At 67.9% G+C, this 16,101-nt stretch carries 16 protein-coding genes; 7 read left to right on the top strand and 9 right to left on the bottom strand.

What is annotated here, in order from left to right; genetic code table 11:
- Nucleotides 1-53 precede the first annotated feature (53 nt).
- On the top strand, nucleotides 54-1,016 hold the full coding sequence (trxB, locus tag ACWIGU_RS10345) for a thioredoxin-disulfide reductase (protein WP_375994326.1): 963 nt from the start codon (nucleotides 54-56) through the stop codon (nucleotides 1,014-1,016).
- A 49-nt stretch (nucleotides 1,017-1,065) separates the two neighbouring features.
- Nucleotides 1,066-1,398 (top strand): thioredoxin, encoded by a 333-nt coding sequence (gene trxA, locus ACWIGU_RS10340; protein WP_100597220.1) that lies wholly within the window; start codon nucleotides 1,066-1,068, stop codon nucleotides 1,396-1,398.
- A 110-nt stretch (nucleotides 1,399-1,508) separates the two neighbouring features.
- Here trxA and ACWIGU_RS10335 read toward each other — a convergent pair whose 3' ends face one another.
- The 9 genes from ACWIGU_RS10335 to rpmH all read right to left on the bottom strand — a co-directional run bounded on the left by ACWIGU_RS10335 (nucleotide 1,509) and on the right by rpmH (nucleotide 8,668).
- Nucleotides 1,509-2,126, bottom strand: coding sequence for a GNAT family N-acetyltransferase (locus ACWIGU_RS10335; RefSeq protein ID WP_356289203.1), 618 nt, complete (start codon nucleotides 2,124-2,126; stop codon nucleotides 1,509-1,511).
- Nucleotides 2,127-2,447: 321 nt separating this feature from the next.
- Nucleotides 2,448-3,551: a ParB/RepB/Spo0J family partition protein gene (locus ACWIGU_RS10330; protein WP_454399359.1), complete on the bottom strand. Its 1,104-nt coding sequence runs from the start codon at nucleotides 3,549-3,551 to the stop codon at nucleotides 2,448-2,450.
- Nucleotides 3,548-4,624 (bottom strand): AAA family ATPase, encoded by a 1,077-nt coding sequence (locus ACWIGU_RS10325; RefSeq protein ID WP_100597223.1) that lies wholly within the window; start codon nucleotides 4,622-4,624, stop codon nucleotides 3,548-3,550. The genes ACWIGU_RS10330 and ACWIGU_RS10325 overlap by 4 nt, the downstream gene beginning before the upstream one ends.
- Nucleotides 4,625-5,140: 516 nt before the next feature.
- Complete coding sequence (gene rsmG / locus ACWIGU_RS10320; RefSeq protein ID WP_329572180.1) at nucleotides 5,141-5,857, bottom strand: 16S rRNA (guanine(527)-N(7))-methyltransferase RsmG; 717 nt, start codon at nucleotides 5,855-5,857, stop codon at nucleotides 5,141-5,143.
- A 106-nt stretch (nucleotides 5,858-5,963) separates the two neighbouring features.
- The gene (locus ACWIGU_RS10315; RefSeq protein WP_116512078.1) at nucleotides 5,964-6,476 is read right to left on the bottom strand and encodes a Jag family protein; all 513 of its coding nucleotides are present in this window, start codon (nucleotides 6,474-6,476) and stop codon (nucleotides 5,964-5,966) included.
- A 15-nt stretch (nucleotides 6,477-6,491) separates the two neighbouring features.
- Entirely contained in the window at nucleotides 6,492-7,781 is a 1,290-nt protein-coding gene (yidC, locus tag ACWIGU_RS10310) for a membrane protein insertase YidC (protein ID WP_454399356.1), read from the bottom strand.
- Between the two features lie 3 nt (nucleotides 7,782-7,784).
- The gene (yidD, locus tag ACWIGU_RS10305) at nucleotides 7,785-8,144 is read right to left on the bottom strand and encodes a membrane protein insertion efficiency factor YidD (protein ID WP_454399354.1); all 360 of its coding nucleotides are present in this window, start codon (nucleotides 8,142-8,144) and stop codon (nucleotides 7,785-7,787) included.
- Nucleotides 8,141-8,512, bottom strand: coding sequence for a ribonuclease P protein component (gene rnpA, locus ACWIGU_RS10300; protein WP_116512076.1), 372 nt, complete (start codon nucleotides 8,510-8,512; stop codon nucleotides 8,141-8,143). The genes yidD and rnpA overlap by 4 nt, the downstream gene beginning before the upstream one ends.
- Nucleotides 8,513-8,530: 18 nt before the next feature.
- On the bottom strand, nucleotides 8,531-8,668 hold the full coding sequence (gene rpmH / locus ACWIGU_RS10295) for a 50S ribosomal protein L34 (RefSeq protein WP_006381191.1): 138 nt from the start codon (nucleotides 8,666-8,668) through the stop codon (nucleotides 8,531-8,533).
- Nucleotides 8,669-9,043: 375 nt separating this feature from the next.
- On the opposite strand from rpmH, the gene dnaA reads away from it, so the two are divergent.
- The 5 genes from dnaA (at nucleotide 9,044) to ACWIGU_RS10270 (ending at nucleotide 15,923) form a co-directional block, all read left to right on the top strand.
- Nucleotides 9,044-11,092 carry a chromosomal replication initiator protein DnaA gene (dnaA, locus tag ACWIGU_RS10290; protein ID WP_454399352.1) on the top strand — a complete coding sequence of 683 codons (2,049 nt, stop codon included), beginning with the start codon at nucleotides 9,044-9,046 and terminating at the stop codon, nucleotides 11,090-11,092.
- Between the two features lie 892 nt (nucleotides 11,093-11,984).
- Nucleotides 11,985-13,115, top strand: a complete 1,131-nt coding sequence (dnaN, locus tag ACWIGU_RS10285) for a DNA polymerase III subunit beta (protein WP_454399350.1) — start codon at nucleotides 11,985-11,987, stop codon at nucleotides 13,113-13,115.
- 177 nt (nucleotides 13,116-13,292) lie between these two features.
- The gene (gnd, locus tag ACWIGU_RS10280; RefSeq protein ID WP_454399348.1) at nucleotides 13,293-14,168 is read left to right on the top strand and encodes a phosphogluconate dehydrogenase (NAD(+)-dependent, decarboxylating); all 876 of its coding nucleotides are present in this window, start codon (nucleotides 13,293-13,295) and stop codon (nucleotides 14,166-14,168) included.
- 91 nt (nucleotides 14,169-14,259) lie between these two features.
- Nucleotides 14,260-15,384: a DNA replication/repair protein RecF gene (recF, locus tag ACWIGU_RS10275; RefSeq protein ID WP_454399346.1), complete on the top strand. Its 1,125-nt coding sequence runs from the start codon at nucleotides 14,260-14,262 to the stop codon at nucleotides 15,382-15,384.
- Nucleotides 15,381-15,923 carry a DUF721 domain-containing protein gene (locus ACWIGU_RS10270; protein ID WP_454399344.1) on the top strand — a complete coding sequence of 181 codons (543 nt, stop codon included), beginning with the start codon at nucleotides 15,381-15,383 and terminating at the stop codon, nucleotides 15,921-15,923. The genes recF and ACWIGU_RS10270 overlap by 4 nt, the downstream gene beginning before the upstream one ends.
- The last annotated feature ends 178 nt before the right edge of the window (nucleotides 15,924-16,101 follow it).

The raw sequence follows: 16,101 nt of genomic DNA, 5'->3' as shown, positions 1-16,101 counted from the left end.
GACGGACTCCCCCGGCAGTACGCAGCAGTCCCGCAGAGACGAGGAATCAAGCCGTGAGCGACGTCCGTAACGTGATCATCATCGGCTCCGGGCCCGCCGGCTACACGGCGGCCCTGTACACCGCGCGCGCGTCGCTGAAGCCGCTGGTGTTCGAGGGCGCTGTCACCGCGGGCGGTGCCCTGATGAACACCACCGAGGTGGAGAACTTCCCCGGCTTCCAGGACGGCATCATGGGCCCCGAGCTCATGGACAACATGCGCGCCCAGGCCGAGCGTTTCGGCGCCGAGCTCGTCCCGGACGACGTCATCTCCGTCGATCTGACGGGCGAGATCAAGACCGTCACCGACACGGCGGGCACCGTGCACCGCGCGAAGGCCGTCATCGTCACGACCGGCTCCCAGCACCGCAAGCTCGGCCTGCCGAACGAGGACGCGCTCTCCGGTCGCGGCGTTTCCTGGTGCGCGACGTGCGACGGCTTCTTCTTCAAGGACCAGGACATCGCCGTGATCGGCGGCGGTGACACCGCGATGGAGGAGGCGACCTTCCTCTCCCGGTTCGCCAAGTCCGTGACGATCGTGCACCGCCGTGACAGCCTGCGTGCCTCCAAGGCCATGCAGGATCGCGCCTTCGCCGACCCGAAGATCAAGTTCGCCTGGGACAGCGAGATCGCCGAGGTCCACGGCGACCAGAAGCTCTCGCACCTGACGCTGCGCAACGTCAAGACGGGTGAGACCTCCGAGCTCCCGGTCACCGGCCTGTTCATCGCGATCGGTCACGACCCGCGCACCGAGCTCTTCAAGGGCCAGCTCGAGCTGGACGACGAGGGCTACCTCAAGGTCGAGGCCCCCTCGACCCGGACGAACCTGACCGGTGTCTTCGGTGCCGGTGACGTCGTCGACCACACCTACCGCCAGGCGATCACCGCGGCCGGCACCGGCTGCTCCGCCGCCCTGGACGCCGAGCGCTTCCTCGCCTCTCTCACCGACAGCGAGTCCGCCGCGGCCGCCACCGTCTGAGAACTCACACCCGCCCCACCGCATCACCAAAGTAGCTAAGGAGCCCGCCGTGGCCGGCAACCTCAAGAACGTGACCGACGCTTCCTTCGACGAGGACGTCCTCAAGAGCGACAAGCCCGTACTGGTGGACTTCTGGGCCGCCTGGTGCGGTCCGTGCCGCCAGATCGCGCCGTCCCTGGAGGCGATCGCCGCCGAGTACGGCGACAAGATCGAGGTCGTCAAGCTCAACATCGACGAGAACCCGGCCATCGCCGCGAAGTACGGCGTCATGTCGATCCCGACCCTGAACGTCTACCAGGGCGGCGAGGTCGCCAAGACCATCGTCGGCGCCAAGCCGAAGGCCGCCATCGTGCGCGACCTCGAGGACTTCATCGCCAACTGATCGGCGATGCGGCTCCACGGCGGAGCGGCGATGTTTCACGTGAAACACGAACGGGCCAACCCAACCGGGTTGGCCCGTTTGCGTGACCGCCGCAATAGATGGATCGAGACTCACAGGGGGCGGAGCGCCGGTTCCTTCTGCACCGCTCCGAGGAGCCGGTCCAGGGCGAGCTCGACGTCCTCCTTCCACGAGAGCGTCGTACGCAGCTCAAGGCGGAGTCGCGGATAAGAGGGGTGAGGACGCACGGTCTTGAAGCCCACGGCCAGCAGATGGTCCGCGGGCAGTATGCAGGCCGGTTCCTTCCACTGCGCATCGCCGAACGCCTCGATCGCCCTGAACCCCCTGCGCAGCAGATCCTTGGCGACGGTCTGCACGATCACCCTGCCGAGCCCCTGCCCTTGATAGCCGGGCATGATCCACGCCGTCATCAGCTGCACGGCATCGGGGGAGACCGGGCTTGTGGGGAAAGCGGTCGAGCGGGGGACGTACGCCGGCGGCGCGTAGAGCACGAAGCCGACCGGAACATCGTCCACGTAGACGACCCGTCCGCAGGAACCCCATTCCAGCAGGACAGCCGAGATCCAGGCCTCCTTCTCCAGCTCCGGAGTGCCTGCCTCTATCGCGGCTTGGCCGCTGACCGGATCCAGCTCCCAGAAGACACACGACCGGCAACGCTTGGGAAGGTCCGGAAGGTTGTCCAGTGTGAGCGGTACGAGCCGACGCCCCATGAAGGCAGATCCTCACTTCCTTCGCCCGCCGCGTCACGGGCAGCTGTCAGAGCGCTCCGTTCCCTGAGCAGGCTGCCGACGAACCCGCCGACCGCGCCCAGCCCGAGACCCGCGGTCATCAGCCCGGCACGACTCACCGATTGCATGACCCGCCTCCCGCATGAGGTGACTTTGAGGGGTGCGCTCTTCCCCATCGCATCGTATCCACGAAGCGATTCCATCGATACCGACAGAAAGCAAAGAGCAGGCCGTGTTCCGGTACACACCGGACACGGCCTGCTCTCCTGAGACTTACGTCGAACGGGACCAACCCCCGTTCCCCTAGACCTCGTTCGCCTGGTCCTCGTCCTCCGTCGCTCCATGCTGGAGGACGGGCCCCTCACCCGGAGCGAGCTGACCGAGGATGCGCTCGAGATCGTCCATCGAGGCGAACTCGACGACGATCTTGCCCTTCTTCTGCCCGAGGTCGACCTTCACCCGCGTCTCGAACCGGTCGGAGAGCCGCGTGGCCAGGTCGCTGAGCGCCGGCGAGAGACGAGCCCCGGCCCGCGGCCCCTTGGCGCGCACTGTGCTCGTCGGGTGTGAGCCCATCAGGGTCACGATCTCCTCGACGGCCCGCACCGAGAGCCCCTCGGCGACGATCCGGTGAGCGAGACGGTCCTGCTCCTCCGAGTCCTCCACGGAGAGCAGGGCACGCGCATGCCCGGCCGAAAGCACGCCCGCGGCCACCCGGCGCTGAACGGCCGGAGAGAGCTTCAGGAGCCGCAGCGTGTTGGAGACCTGCGGCCGCGAACGGCCGATCCGGTCAGCCAGCTGGTCGTGCGTGCAGTTGAAGTCCTTCAGCAACTGGTCATAGGCGGCTGCCTCTTCCAGCGGGTTCAGCTGAGCGCGGTGCAGGTTCTCCAGGAGCGCGTCGAGGAGAAGCTTCTCGTCGTCCGTCGCCCGGACGATCGCCGGAATGCGCTCCAGACCGGCCTCGCGGCAGGCGCGCCAGCGACGCTCGCCCATGATGAGCTCGAAGCGCGACGAGCTCAGTTGCCGTACGACGACGGGCTGGAGAAGCCCGACTTCCTTGATCGAGGTGACGAGCTCGGCGAGGGCGTCCTCGTCGAAAACCTCGCGCGGCTGCCGCGGGTTGGGCGTGATGGCGTCAATCGGAAGCTCAGCGAAGTACGCTCCCGCCGACGCCTCCGGAGCTTCCACAGAGCCGCCGAACGCGTCCCCTGTTTCATGTGAAACCTGGGGCTGCGGAAGGGAGGCAACCTTCGCCGCCGCCACACCGCGCTCCGCCGTCAGGACGGGCCCGGCGGAAGGCGAGCCGGAGGCACCTCCCATCGCGCTGGCCGGTGCCGTCTTGTCAGGGGTGGGGGCTGCTGGGATCAGTGCGCCGAGGCCACGGCCCAGTCCCCTCCGTCGCTCGCTCACTGGATACCCTCCACCGTGCTGTGCTGGTCAAGTTGAGTGCCCGTATGGGCGTGCTGAGCGTCGTAGCGGATACCGACCCCGCGCAGCGCCATCTCCCGCGCCGCCTCGAGATAGGAGAGCGCACCGCTCGACCCCGGATCGTAGGTGAGCACGGTCTGCCCATAGCTCGGGGCCTCGGAGATCCGCACGGAGCGCGGGATGCTCGTCCGCAGGACCTCTTCGCCGAAGTGGCTGCGGACCTCGTCGGCGACCTGCGACGCCAGCCGGGTGCGGCCGTCGTACATCGTGAGCAGGATCGTCGACACATGCAGATCCGGGTTCAGGTGCCCGCGCACGAGATCCACGTTGCGCAGGAGCTGCCCCAGGCCCTCCAGCGCGTAGTACTCGCACTGGATCGGGATCAGCACCTCGGCGCCGGCGACCAGAGCGTTGACCGTCAGCAGGCCGAGCGATGGAGGGCAGTCGATGAGGATGTAGTCCAAGGGCTGCTCATACGCCTGGATCGCGCGCTGCAGTCTGCTCTCGCGGGCCACCAGCGAGACCAGCTCGATCTCCGCACCGGCGAGGTCGATGGTGGCGGGGGCGCAGAAGAGGCCCTCCACATCGACCACGGGCTGTACGACCTCGGAGAGCGGCTTGCTCTCGACCAACACGTCGTAGATCGAAGGCACTTCGGCGTGATGGTCGATTCCCAGAGCCGTGGAGGCGTTGCCCTGTGGATCCAGGTCGATCACCAGGACGCGGGCACCGTGCAGTGCCAGCGAAGCGGCAAGGTTGACCGTTGTGGTGGTCTTGCCGACCCCGCCCTTCTGGTTGGCAACCACCATGACGCGGGTCTGCTCAGGTCGCGGCAGGCCCTCGCCTGCGCGACCAAGAGCTTCTACCGCCAGCTGGGCAGCACGACCGATAGGGGTGTCGTCCATCGGAGGCGGTGTTTCACGTGAAACATCCTCCCCCACCGACTCGGTACGGGGACCGGGGACCGGATCGGTCATCGGTCCCGCGATGTTGGCGTCGGACCGCAAGGATTCACTCTCCTCGACTTCAGGCTCGCAATGAACAGAGCCTCCCATGCTTTCGGGGTCGTGAACCAGCGAGGCCCTGTCTTCTGTGGAGGAAACGGCCTCTGTGGACAACTCCGTGCCCGATTCGAGGGATCCGAGAGGCCTACGGTCGCGGGGGGCAGCCGCGGCGCGACCGCGACTGATGATGCCATGCAGCAGTGAGCGACGTTTCACGTGAAACACGATGCACCGCAGCCCGGTCGGCACCCGTGCGACACCCCGACATACATACGTTTGGCAGGTTTCACGGAGTGCGAGTCGTCGTCAGGCCGGATCAGAGCGGACGGACCAGCGCCAGTCCACTGACGCCCTCGGAGTCAGTCAACCTCGCCCCTCAGAGCCGACCGGCACACGAGCCGCCTGCAGGAGACACACACCTCCGGCACCAGACGTCAGGGGACGCACGAGACAAGCATCACCCAAAAAGCAATGGCCGCTCAGGTCCCAAGGACCCGAGCGGCCATCACCGCAAGAAGCGAACTGTCGCCTAGAACACAGCAGACGCCTCGACGACGAGGTACGACGTCAGCGTCGACGCCGGACCCGCCCGACGCGAGCCGCCTTGGCGCGCTTCGCCGCGAACCGCACACCGCCGGGGCTCTCTCCGACCTCGACGCGCACCACGGTCGAGAGGGGATCCACCACGCCCTCACCAACGTGCAGCACCGAGGTGGCCACCGCACCGAGCTTGCTCAGGGCGGTCCCCGCGCTCTTGACCTCTTCCTCGGCGGTGTCCCCCTTGAGGGCGAGCATCTCGCCGTACGGCCGCAGCAGCGGAACGCCCCACGCCGCGAGGCGGTCCAGCGGAGCGACAGCGCGCGCCGTCACCACATGGACGGGAGTCAGCTTGCCGAGAACCTCCTCGGCGCGGCCGCGGACCACGGTCACATGATCGAGGCCGAGGAGCTCGACGACCTCGGTGAGGAAAGTCGTGCGCCGCAGCAGCGGCTCCAGGAGCGTGATCTTCAGGTCGGGCCTGACCAGGGCCAGCGGGATACCGGGCAGCCCGGCGCCGGAGCCCACGTCGCACACGGTGACGCCCTCCGGTACGACCTCGGACAGCACGGCGCAGTTCAGGATGTGCCGCTCCCACAGCCGGGGCACTTCCCGGGGACCGATGAGACCACGCTGCACCCCCGCGTCGGCCAGCAGCTCCGCGTACCGGACCGCGTCCGTGTAACGCTCGCCGAATACCGCTCGGGCCTGTTCAGGAGCCGGGGGAAGCTCTGCTGCCTCCGTCACGTGGACCGTCCTTCCGTACCGCGCTACCGCGTTGGGTGGCTGACTATCAGGCTGACAAAGATCGGCCCCGCCTGCGAACAGACGGGGCCGTAGAGCGACGTACCGCTCAGGCAGGGAGCACGACGACGAAGCGCTGCGGCTCCTCGCCCTCGGACTCACTGCGCAGGCCGGCGGCCTTGACCGCGTCGTGGACGACCTTGCGCTCGAAGGGCGTCATCGGGTCGAGCTTGACCGGCTCGCCGTTGCTCTTCACCTCGGCCGCGGCCTTGGCGCCCAGCTCGGAGAGCTCCGCACGCTTCTTCGCGCGGTAACCGGCGATGTCCAGCATGAGGCGGCTGCGGTCCCCGGTCTCCCGGTGGACCGCCAGGCGGGTCAGCTCCTGGAGGGCCTCGAGGACCTCACCGTCGCGGCCGACCAGCTTCTGCAGGTCGCGGGTGGACGCGTCGCTGACGATCGAGACGGCGGCGCGGTCGGCCTCGACGTCCATGTCGATGTCGCCGTCGAGGTCGGCGATGTCCAGCAGACCCTCGAGGTAGTCCGCCGCGATCTCGCCTTCCTGCTCAAGGCGAGTCAGGGTGTCGCTGCCCTCAGGAGCGGCGGAGGTGGTGCCTTCCGTCACGGGATGGACTCCTTCTTACTTCTTGGACGGGGACTTGGGCCGCTGCGGGCCCTTGCGCTGTCCGGACTTGGCTTTGCTGCGGGCAGGGGTGCCGGAAGCGGGCTTGCCACCGGCCGGCTTGGCCTCGGGCTTGGCGTCTTCCGCCTCGTCCTTCTTCTCGAGGGACGTGGGCTCCGGCGCGTCGGACTCGCCCTTGGCCCCGCCCTGAGCGGTGCCGTGCTGGCGCTGCGACTTGGACTGGCGCTTGGGCTGCTGCCGCTTCGGCGTACCGCCCGTCGTCTGAGTCCCGTCCTCGTCCTCGGTCAGAGTGCCGGCCGCGCTCTTGATGACCGTTCCGTCGGCCTGGGCGGCGAGGTTCACCTTGGTCAGGCCGTTGATGAACTTGCGCTCGAACTCGTTGCGGTCGCGGCCCTTGGCGACGATCGCCTTCACGATGCCGCGCTCCCGACGGTTGCGGGTCTTCTCGGCGTGCGTGACGTGCTTGAGCAGGCGCTCCAGATGGGCTGCCTGGGCCTTGCTGCCCGGGGTCGGGTTCTGGCGGATGACGTACATCTGCTGGCCCATGGTCCACACGTTGGTGGTCAGCCAGTAGACGAGAACACCGACCGGGAAGTTGATGCCGAAGACGGCGAACATGACCGGGAAGACGTACATCAGCATCTTCTGCTGCTGCATGAACGGCGTCTTGACCGTCATGTCGACGTTCTTCGTCATCAGCTGGCGCTGCGTGTAGAACTGCGACGCCGACATCAGGACGATCATGATCGCGGTGACGACTCGGACGTCGGTCAGCGTGGCGCCGAGCGAGGCGACCTTGTCCGCGGAGTCGGTGAACTTGGCCGCGAGCGGGGCGCCGAAGATGTGCGCCTTACGCGCGCTCGCCAGCAGGTTGTCGTCGATGACACCGATCGTGGTGCCCGTCGCGATGCCGTTGAGCACGTGGTACAGGGCAAAGAAGAACGGGGACTGCGCCAGGATGGGAAGGCACGAGGAGAGCGGGTTGGTACCCGTCTCCTTGTACAGCTTCATCATCTCTTCGGACTGGCGCTGCTTGTCGTTCTTGTAGCGCTCCTGGATCTTCTTCATCTCGGGCTGCAGCGTCTGCATCGCCCGAGTGGCCTTGATCTGCTTCACAAAGAGCGGGATCAGGCAGATACGGATCAGGATCACCAGGGACACGATGGACAGGCCCCAGGCCCAGCCCGTGTCCGGGCCGAAGATCGCCCCGTACAACGAGTGGAACTGGACGATGACCCACGAAACGGGTGTCGTGATGAAACTGAAAAAACCGGCAATCGTGTCCACTAATCAGGCTCCTTGAGCATGGGACGGGGTCTCGGCGACGGGGCTCGAGGGGCTGGTGTGGCCACACTCTGAAGGCGCGCCGGCGGCGGAAGGCCCGCCCTTGCGTTCGCGCCAGGCGTTACGCAGCATTTCGTGCCACCGCGGACGCTTGCGCGGCGGAACGTGATCGACACCGCCGAGCGACCACGGATTGCACCGGAGGATGCGCCAGGCGGTGAGAGCTGTTCCCTTGATCGCACCATGGCGGTCGATCGCTGTGAAGCCGTAGTGGGAACACGACGGGTAGTACTTGCACACAGGCCCCAGCAGTGGGCTGATGGTCCACTGGTAGAGCTTGATCAGAGCAAGCAGCGGGTATTTCATCGCGCGCCCCCTCCCAGCAGCCGCTGAAGGGCGGCATCCAGGTCTCGGGCCAGCTGTGCATGGTCGGCGTCACCCGCGCCGGGCAACGCACGTACGACTACCAGGCTACCGGGGGACAACAGTGCGAGTCGGTCGCGCATGAGGTGGCGAAGTCTGCGCTTCACCGCGTTACGTACGACAGCTCCACCGACTGCCTTGCTCACGACGAAACCCGCACGCGTCGGGGGAACGCTCTCCCCAGGCGCGTGCGGGTCCGTTGCACCGCTACGTAGATGGACGACGAGGAGCGGGCGGCCAGCCCGGCGTCCTCGGCGTACCGCGGTCGCGAAGTCTTCGCGCCGCCTCAGCCGATTCTCGGTAGGCAGCACGTCATGACCTGTACGCGATCAGGCGGACAGGCTGGCGCGACCCTTGCCACGGCGGTTCGCGAGAATCGCGCGGCCGGCACGGGTGCGCATCCGCAGGCGGAAGCCGTGGGTCTTGGCGCGACGACGGTTGTTCGGCTGGAAGGTGCGCTTGCTCACTCGGGGGCTCCAGAAATGATTGTGTGGTGGCGGGACATCGCCTGGCTGTCACCGTGCGCCCACGAGAAGCTCGCGTATACGCACCGAGTGCACCGCTTCACAATCACAGATCGTGATCTTTGCCCATCGGAGGCAGGCGGCAGCAGCCATCGACAACTCGACCTGGTCACGGTACGCGCGGCTGAGCCATCCGGTCAAACCGCCATCGGGTGAGGGACACTGTGCACAGCCTGTGGACAACAACTTGAACCGCACCGGTTGCCCTGACTACCGTGGCTGAACTCCGATTCGTTCCCTTCTCACCGCCCCACCCCGATTTTCTTCCGACCCGTCCCAGAACCACACCTTCGTGGGACCTGCGAGAGAGCGTGCCCTGTGGCTGACGTACCTGCCGATCTTGCCGCAGTGTGGCCACGAGTTCTGGAGCAGCTCCTCGGGGAGGGCCGTGGGCAGGGCGTCGAGACGAAGGACGAACACTGGATCCGGCGCTGCCAGCCTCTCGCGCTGGTCGCCGACACTGCGCTGCTCGCCGTTCCGAACGAGTTCGCGAAGGGCGTACTGGAAGGACGGCTCGCGCCGGTCGTGGCCGAGACGCTGAGCCGCGAGTGCGGCCGCCCGATCCGGATCGCGATCACGGTCGACGACTCCGTCGGTGAACAGCCCGTCCCGTCCGCACCTCCCGCACCTCCCGTACCGCAGCACCGCTACGAAGAGCCCGAGCTGCCGCCGGCCCAGAGCCAGAGCCAGGGCCAGAACCAGGCCCATGAGCCGTACGACCCGTACGGCCGCCGGGCGGACGACCACGCGCAGGGCCCCCGCGGTGATCAGCCCCAGGGCGCCCGCGCCGACCAGCTGCCGACCGCCCGCCCCGCGTACCCGGACTATCAGCGTCCGGAGCCGGGCGCCTGGCCGCGGTCGCAGGACGAGTACAGCTGGCAGCAGCCGCGGCTCGGCTTCCCCGAGCGCGACCCGTACGCGAACCCGCCCCAGCAGCCGCAGCACGACTACCGGCAGCAGGAACGCTCCCCCTACGACCAGCAGTCCGAGCGCTCCCCATACGAACAGCAGCAGGAACGCTCTCCCTATGAGCAGCAGGAGCGGTCGCCCTACGACCAGCAGCCGGACCGGACGGGATACGACCAGCAGTCGGACCGCAATGGTTACGAGCAGCAGGTCGAGCGCTCCGGATACGAGCAGCAGTCCGAGCGGTCGTCGTACGAGCAGATGTCCGAGCGTCAGGGGCGGCACGGCCGGCACGAGCGCCGCGACCTCAACGACGGTCCGATGGGCGGCCGTCCCGGGCAGGACGGTGGCCGCGGACGCGGTGTCCCCAGTGGCGCCCCCGGACCGCTCGCCGCGCAGCCCGCGCCGGCGACGGGTCCCGGGGAGCCGACCGCGCGGCTGAACCCCAAGTACCTGTTCGACACCTTCGTCATCGGTGCCTCGAACCGTTTCGCCCACGCGGCAGCGGTCGCCGTTGCCGAGGCGCCGGCGAAGGCGTACAACCCCCTCTTCATCTATGGGGAGTCGGGGCTCGGCAAGACCCACCTGCTGCACGCGATCGGGCACTACGCGCGCAGTCTGTACCCGGGCACGCGCGTGCGTTATGTGAGCTCCGAGGAGTTCACCAACGAGTTCATCAACTCGATCCGTGACGGCAAGGGCGACAGCTTCCGCAAGCGGTACCGCGAGATGGACATCCTTCTTGTCGACGACATCCAGTTCCTCGCGGACAAGGAGTCGACGCAGGAGGAGTTCTTCCACACCTTCAACACGCTCCACAACGCGAACAAGCAGATCGTGCTCTCCAGTGACCGGCCCCCCAAGCAGCTGGTGACCCTGGAGGACCGGCTGCGCAACCGCTTCGAGTGGGGCCTGATCACCGACGTCCAGCCGCCCGAGCTGGAGACCCGTATCGCCATCCTTCGTAAGAAGGCGGTGCAGGAGCAGCTGAACGCTCCGCCGGAGGTCCTCGAGTTCATCGCGTCCCGCATCTCGCGCAACATCCGCGAGCTGGAGGGGGCGCTGATCCGGGTCACGGCGTTCGCGTCGCTGAACCGGCAGCCGGTGGACCTCGGTCTGACGGAGATCGTCCTCAAGGACCTGATCCCCGGCGGCGAGGACTCGGCCCCCGACATCACGGCGACGGCGATCATGGCGGCGACGGCCGACTACTTCGGCCTGACGGTGGAGGACCTGTGCGGATCGTCGCGCAGCCGCGTCCTGGTGACGGCACGCCAGATCGCGATGTACCTGTGCCGTGAGCTCACCGACCTGTCCCTGCCGAAGATCGGGGCGCAGTTCGGCGGCCGCGACCACACAACGGTCATGCACGCGGACCGCAAGATCCGTGCGCTGATGGCCGAGCGGCGGTCCATCTACAACCAGGTCACCGAGCTCACCAACCGCATCAAGAACGGCTGACAGCAGCTGTCAGACCCCTCTGTACGCCGTCGAAGGGCGCCCCGGGACAAGCTTCTGGGGCGCCCTTCTTCGTTACTGCGGGACGGCGCGGCCGGACGCGTTGTTCGATTCCAGCCCCTGGTTACGGGTGTTCTCCACAGATGTGCGGACTTTCTTGCGTCCACACCCTGGGGACTGCCAAGTTGTCCAGACTGTGTCCACAGGGCCCGGTGCTGAATGACCATCAGACCAGGTCAGACGCCTGTGGATTCGTGGACAAAAGATCTCCACAGGCTGTGGACAAGATCTTCCTCCACAGGGTGTGGGTTTTGTTGTCCACCGTCGACCCACAGGTCAGAGACCCTTGTGCACAGCTGCGGGCGGCTTCTCCACACGGCTGTCCACTGTTCGGCAACGCAACGCGCAAAATCACCGTGCCGAGTGAAAGGCGTCACATCAAGGGGTGTGGTTGGGCTGTGGGGAACCGGGGTAAAGCTGGGGACAGCCCTGGGGAGAAGTCGCCCCGGCCTGTGCATCGGGTGTGCAGAACTTTTCCCCGTCCACAGAGAACCCCGGTTGTCCACCGCTCGCGCCCACAGGCCCGGTGGACAAAAAACCGACTCTGACCTGCGAAAAGGCAGTTATCCACGGTTTCCACAGCCCCTACTACTACTCCCAACTAGAGAGAGCTGGGAATCAGGATTGAAGTGGGGGCTGTGCACAACTCGGGGTCCGGTGCCCGACAGCGGGTCGGCACGACTTGACCCCGAGCGGCAACGACTGTCAGCGCCGTACGTCAGACTGTTCCCCGGTGTCCTTCCCATGTGGCGGCTGAGCGACACCGAGTCACACGACGAAGACCGAAGACCAACGCAGGGCGAGAGCAGCCAGCAACAGCAGGAGGCGGCTTACGGTGAAGATCCGGGTGGAACGCGATGTACTCGCGGAGGCAGTGGCCTGGGCGGCGCGCAGCCTCCCGGCCCGACCGCCTGCGCCGGTCCTCGCGGGCCTTCTCCTGAAGGCCGAGGACGGCGCGCTGAGCCTGTCGAGCTTCGACTACGAGGTCTCGGCGCGGGTCTCGGTCGACGCGGAGATCGACGAGGAGGGCACCGTCCTCGTCTCCGGCCGGCTCCTGGCAGACATCTGCCGTGCCCTGCCGAACCGTCCGGTGGAGATTTCCACAGACGGTGTACGAGCGACCGTGGTCTGCGGCTCCTCACGATTCACACTCCACACCCTGCCTGTGGAGGAGTACCCGGCACTGCCGCAGATGCCGACCGCGACGGGCACCGTCCCCGGTGAGGTCTTCGCCTCCGCCGCGGCCCAGGTGGCCATCGCCGCCGGCCGTGACGACACCCTGCCGGTGCTCACGGGTGTGCGCATCGAGATCGAGGGTGACACGGTCACCCTGGCGTCCACCGACCGCTACCGCTTCGCGGTTCGCGAGTTCCTGTGGAAGCCGGAGGACCCCGAGGCGTCCGCGGTCGCCCTGGTGCCCGCCAAGACGCTCCTGGACACCGCCAAGGCGCTCACGAGCGGTGACACGGTCACCCTGGCTCTGTCAGGCTCCGGCGCCGGTGAGGGTCTCATCGGCTTCGAGGGAGCCGGCCGCCGTACGACGACGCGTCTGCTCGAGGGCGACCTGCCGAAGTACCGCACCCTGTTCCCGACGGAGTTCAACTCCGTGGCCGTCATCGAGACCGCCCCCTTCGTGGAGGCCGTCAAGCGTGTGGCCCTCGTCGCCGAGCGGAACACCCCGGTGCGGCTCAGCTTCGAGCAGGGCGTGCTGATCCTGGAGGCCGGTTCCAGCGACGACGCACAGGCTGTGGAAAGGGTCGACGCCCAGCTCGACGGCGACGACATCTCGATCGCCTTCAACCCGACGTTCCTGCTGGACGGTCTGAGCGCGATCGACTCCCCGGTCGCCCAGCTCTCCTTCACGACCTCCACGAAGCCGGCGCTGCTCAGCGGCAGGCCCGCCGTGGACGCCGAGGCGGACGACGCGTACAAGTACCTGATCATGCCGGTGCGGCTGTCGGGCTGACGCTCCACAGGGCATGGCCGCCGGGCGTTCGCCTGAGCGGCTATGCCCACAGGTGTGCGTGAACTCCCCCTCTGCCCGAAAGGCGTGGGTGGTACCCCCAGGTTTAGGCTCGGAACACAGGTGCGGGAGTGCCTCACGCACCACCTCACGCCCCGTCGCAACTTAAGGAACCACCTGATGGAGCTCGGTCTCGTCGGTCTCGGCAAGATGGGCGGCAACATGCGCGAGCGCATCCGCCGCGCCGGCCACACCGTCATCGGATACGACCGCAATCCCGACCTCGCGGATGTCCACAGCCTCGGGGAGCTTGTGGGCAAGCTCAAGGCCCCGCGTGTGGTGTGGGTGATGGTGCCCGCCGGCGGCCCGACCCAGGCCACCGTCGACGAGCTCGCCGACCTCCTCTCGCCCGGCGACGTCGTGGTGGACGGCGGCAACTCGCGCTGGACCGACGACGAGAAGCACGCCGTCGAGCTGGGCATCAAGGGCATCGGCTTCGTCGACTGCGGCGTCTCCGGCGGCGTCTGGGGCCTGGAGAACGGCTACGCGCTGATGTACGGCGGCACCAAGGAGCACGTCGCCAAGGTCCAGCCGGTCTTCGACGCACTCAAGCCGGAGGGCGAGTTCGGCGCCGTCCACGCGGGCAAGGTCGGCGCGGGCCACTTCGCGAAGATGGTCCACAACGGCATCGAGTACGCCATGATGCAGGCCTACGCCGAGGGCTGGGAGCTCCTGGAGAAGGTCGACTCCGTGGAGAACGTCCGCGAGGTCTTCCGCTCCTGGCAGGAGGGCACGGTCATCCGTTCCTGGCTGCTCGACCTGGCGGTCAACGCGCTGGACGACGACGAGCACCTCGACAAGCTGCGCGGCTTCGCCGCCGACTCCGGTGAGGGCCGCTGGACGGTCGAGGCGGCCATCGACAACGCGGTGCCGCTGCCCGCGATCACCGCTTCCCTCTTCGCGCGCTTCGCCTCGCGCCAGGACGACTCGCCGCAGATGAAGATGATCGCCGCCCTGCGTAACCAGTTCGGCGGCCACGCAGTCGAGAAGAGTTAATCCACAAAGCGAACCCACAACGCGTCCACGAAGCTCCACGACGAAGTAATCCACACCCGCTCCACACCTTGGGGGAGGTCGGCGAACGACCATGCATGTGACGCATCTGTCGCTGGCCGACTTCCGCTCGTACGCCCGGGTCGAGGTCCCTCTCGATCCGGGCGTCACCGCCTTCGTGGGTCCGAACGGACAGGGCAAGACCAACCTCGTCGAGGCCGTCGGCTATCTCGCCACCCTCGGCAGCCACCGGGTCTCCTCAGACGCGCCGCTGGTCCGCATGGGCGCCGAGCGCGCCGTCATCCGGGCCGCGGTCCGGCAGGGCGAGCGCCAGCAGCTCATCGAGCTCGAGCTCAACCCGGGCAAGGCGAACCGCGCCAGGATCAACCGATCCTCGCAGGTCAGACCGCGTGACGTGCTCGGCATCGTGCGCACCGTCCTGTTCGCGCCGGAGGACCTCGCGCTCGTCAAGGGCGACCCCGGAGAGCGCCGCCGCTTCCTCGACGAACTGATCACCGCCCGCTCCCCGCGCATGGCCGGCGTGCGGTCCGACTACGACCGCGTGCTCAAGCAGCGCAACACGCTCCTCAAGTCGGCCGCGCTCGCCCGCAGGCACGGCGGCCGGTCGATGGACCTGTCGACCCTCGACGTGTGGGACCAGCACCTCGCGCGCGTGGGCGCCGAGCTGCTCGCGCAGCGGTTCGACCTGATCGCCATGCTCCAGCCGCTCGCCGACAAGGCGTACGAACAGCTGGCGCCCGGCGGCGGCCCGCTCGCCCTCGACTACAAGCCGTCCTCGCCCGAAATCGATGGCCACGCGCGCGAAGAGCTCTACGAGCAGCTGATGGCCGCCCTCGAAGCGGCCCGCAAACAGGAGATCGAGCGGGGCGTCACCCTCGTCGGACCGCACCGCGACGACCTGATCCTCAAGCTCGGCCAGCTGCCGGCGAAGGGGTACGCCAGCCACGGCGAGTCCTGGTCGTACGCGCTGGCTCTGCGCCTGGCCTCGTACGACCTGCTGCGGGCCGAGGGGAACGAGCCGGTGCTCGTGCTCGACGACGTCTTCGCGGAGCTCGACGCGCGGCGCAGGGAGCGTCTCGCCGAGCTGGTCGCCCCCGGCGAGCAGGTCCTGGTGACGGCCGCGGTGGACGACGACGTGCCGGGCGTCCTGGCGGGCACGCGGTACGCGGTGTCCGAAGGAACGGTGGAGCGGATATGACCGAGAACACATCCGGCGACGCCCCCCGGAAGGCCCCCGAGCCGTCAGGCGTCGACCTCGCGCGCGTGGCCCTGCGCGCCGCGAAGGAACAGGCACGCGCGCGTGGAGTGGCCGACCAGCAGAAGAAGCAGGCCCGGCGAGGCGGCGGACTGAGGTCCGGGGCGCGCGCCGACGGCCGCGACCCGGTCGCGTTCGGCGCGGCCATCAACCGGCTGATCACCGAGCGCGGCTGGGAGGCGCCGGCCGCTGTCGGCGGTGTCATGGGCCGCTGGCCGGAGATCGTGGGCGAGGACCTCGCCAAGCACTCCGAGCCCCTGAAGTACGACGAGGACGAGCGTGTCCTGACCGTCCAGTGCGACTCGACGGCCTGGGCGATGCAGCTGCGTTACCTGGCTCCGACGCTGGTGGCGCGGCTCAACGAGGACCTCGGGCACGGCACCGTACGGCTTCTGAAGATCCTTGGGCCCAACGCTCCCGCACGCCGCTTCGGCCCCCTGCGCGCCCCGGGAAGCAAGGGTCCCGGCGACACCTACGGGTGAGTCGGGGGAGCTGCCGGCCGGGGGTTGACGCCCGGTTGACGCCCGGAAGCGCTGAGTGCCGCTGTGAGCCTCTTGGAGCCCCGGGACGCATATGGGGAGTCGGCAGAGGCCGGTTCAGGGCGGCACATGCGGACTCAGGTACCGGCAAACCCCCATCACTGTCGGCGCTACCGGTAGA

It is taken from the genome of Streptomyces sp. NPDC055400 (assembly GCF_053644375.1).
This window is presented reverse-complemented; position numbering and strand designations above follow the sequence as displayed.

Bases quoted from the DNA above. Each gene is read 5' to 3' on its own strand.
- ACWIGU_RS10325 (WP_100597223.1), bottom strand. From the start codon at position 4,624: ATGGGAGGCTCTGTTCATTGCGAGCCTGAAGTCGAGGAGAGTGAATCC.
- yidD (WP_454399354.1), bottom strand. From the start codon at position 8,144: ATGAAATACCCGCTGCTTGCTCTGATCAAGCTCTACCAGTGGACCATC.
- recF (WP_454399346.1), top strand. From the start codon at position 14,260: ATGCATGTGACGCATCTGTCGCTGGCCGACTTCCGCTCGTACGCCCGG.
- gnd (WP_454399348.1), top strand. From the start codon at position 13,293: ATGGAGCTCGGTCTCGTCGGTCTCGGCAAGATGGGCGGCAACATGCGC.
- ACWIGU_RS10270 (WP_454399344.1), top strand. From the start codon at position 15,381: ATGACCGAGAACACATCCGGCGACGCCCCCCGGAAGGCCCCCGAGCCG.
- ACWIGU_RS10335 (WP_356289203.1), bottom strand. From the start codon at position 2,126: ATGGGGCGTCGGCTCGTACCGCTCACACTGGACAACCTTCCGGACCTT.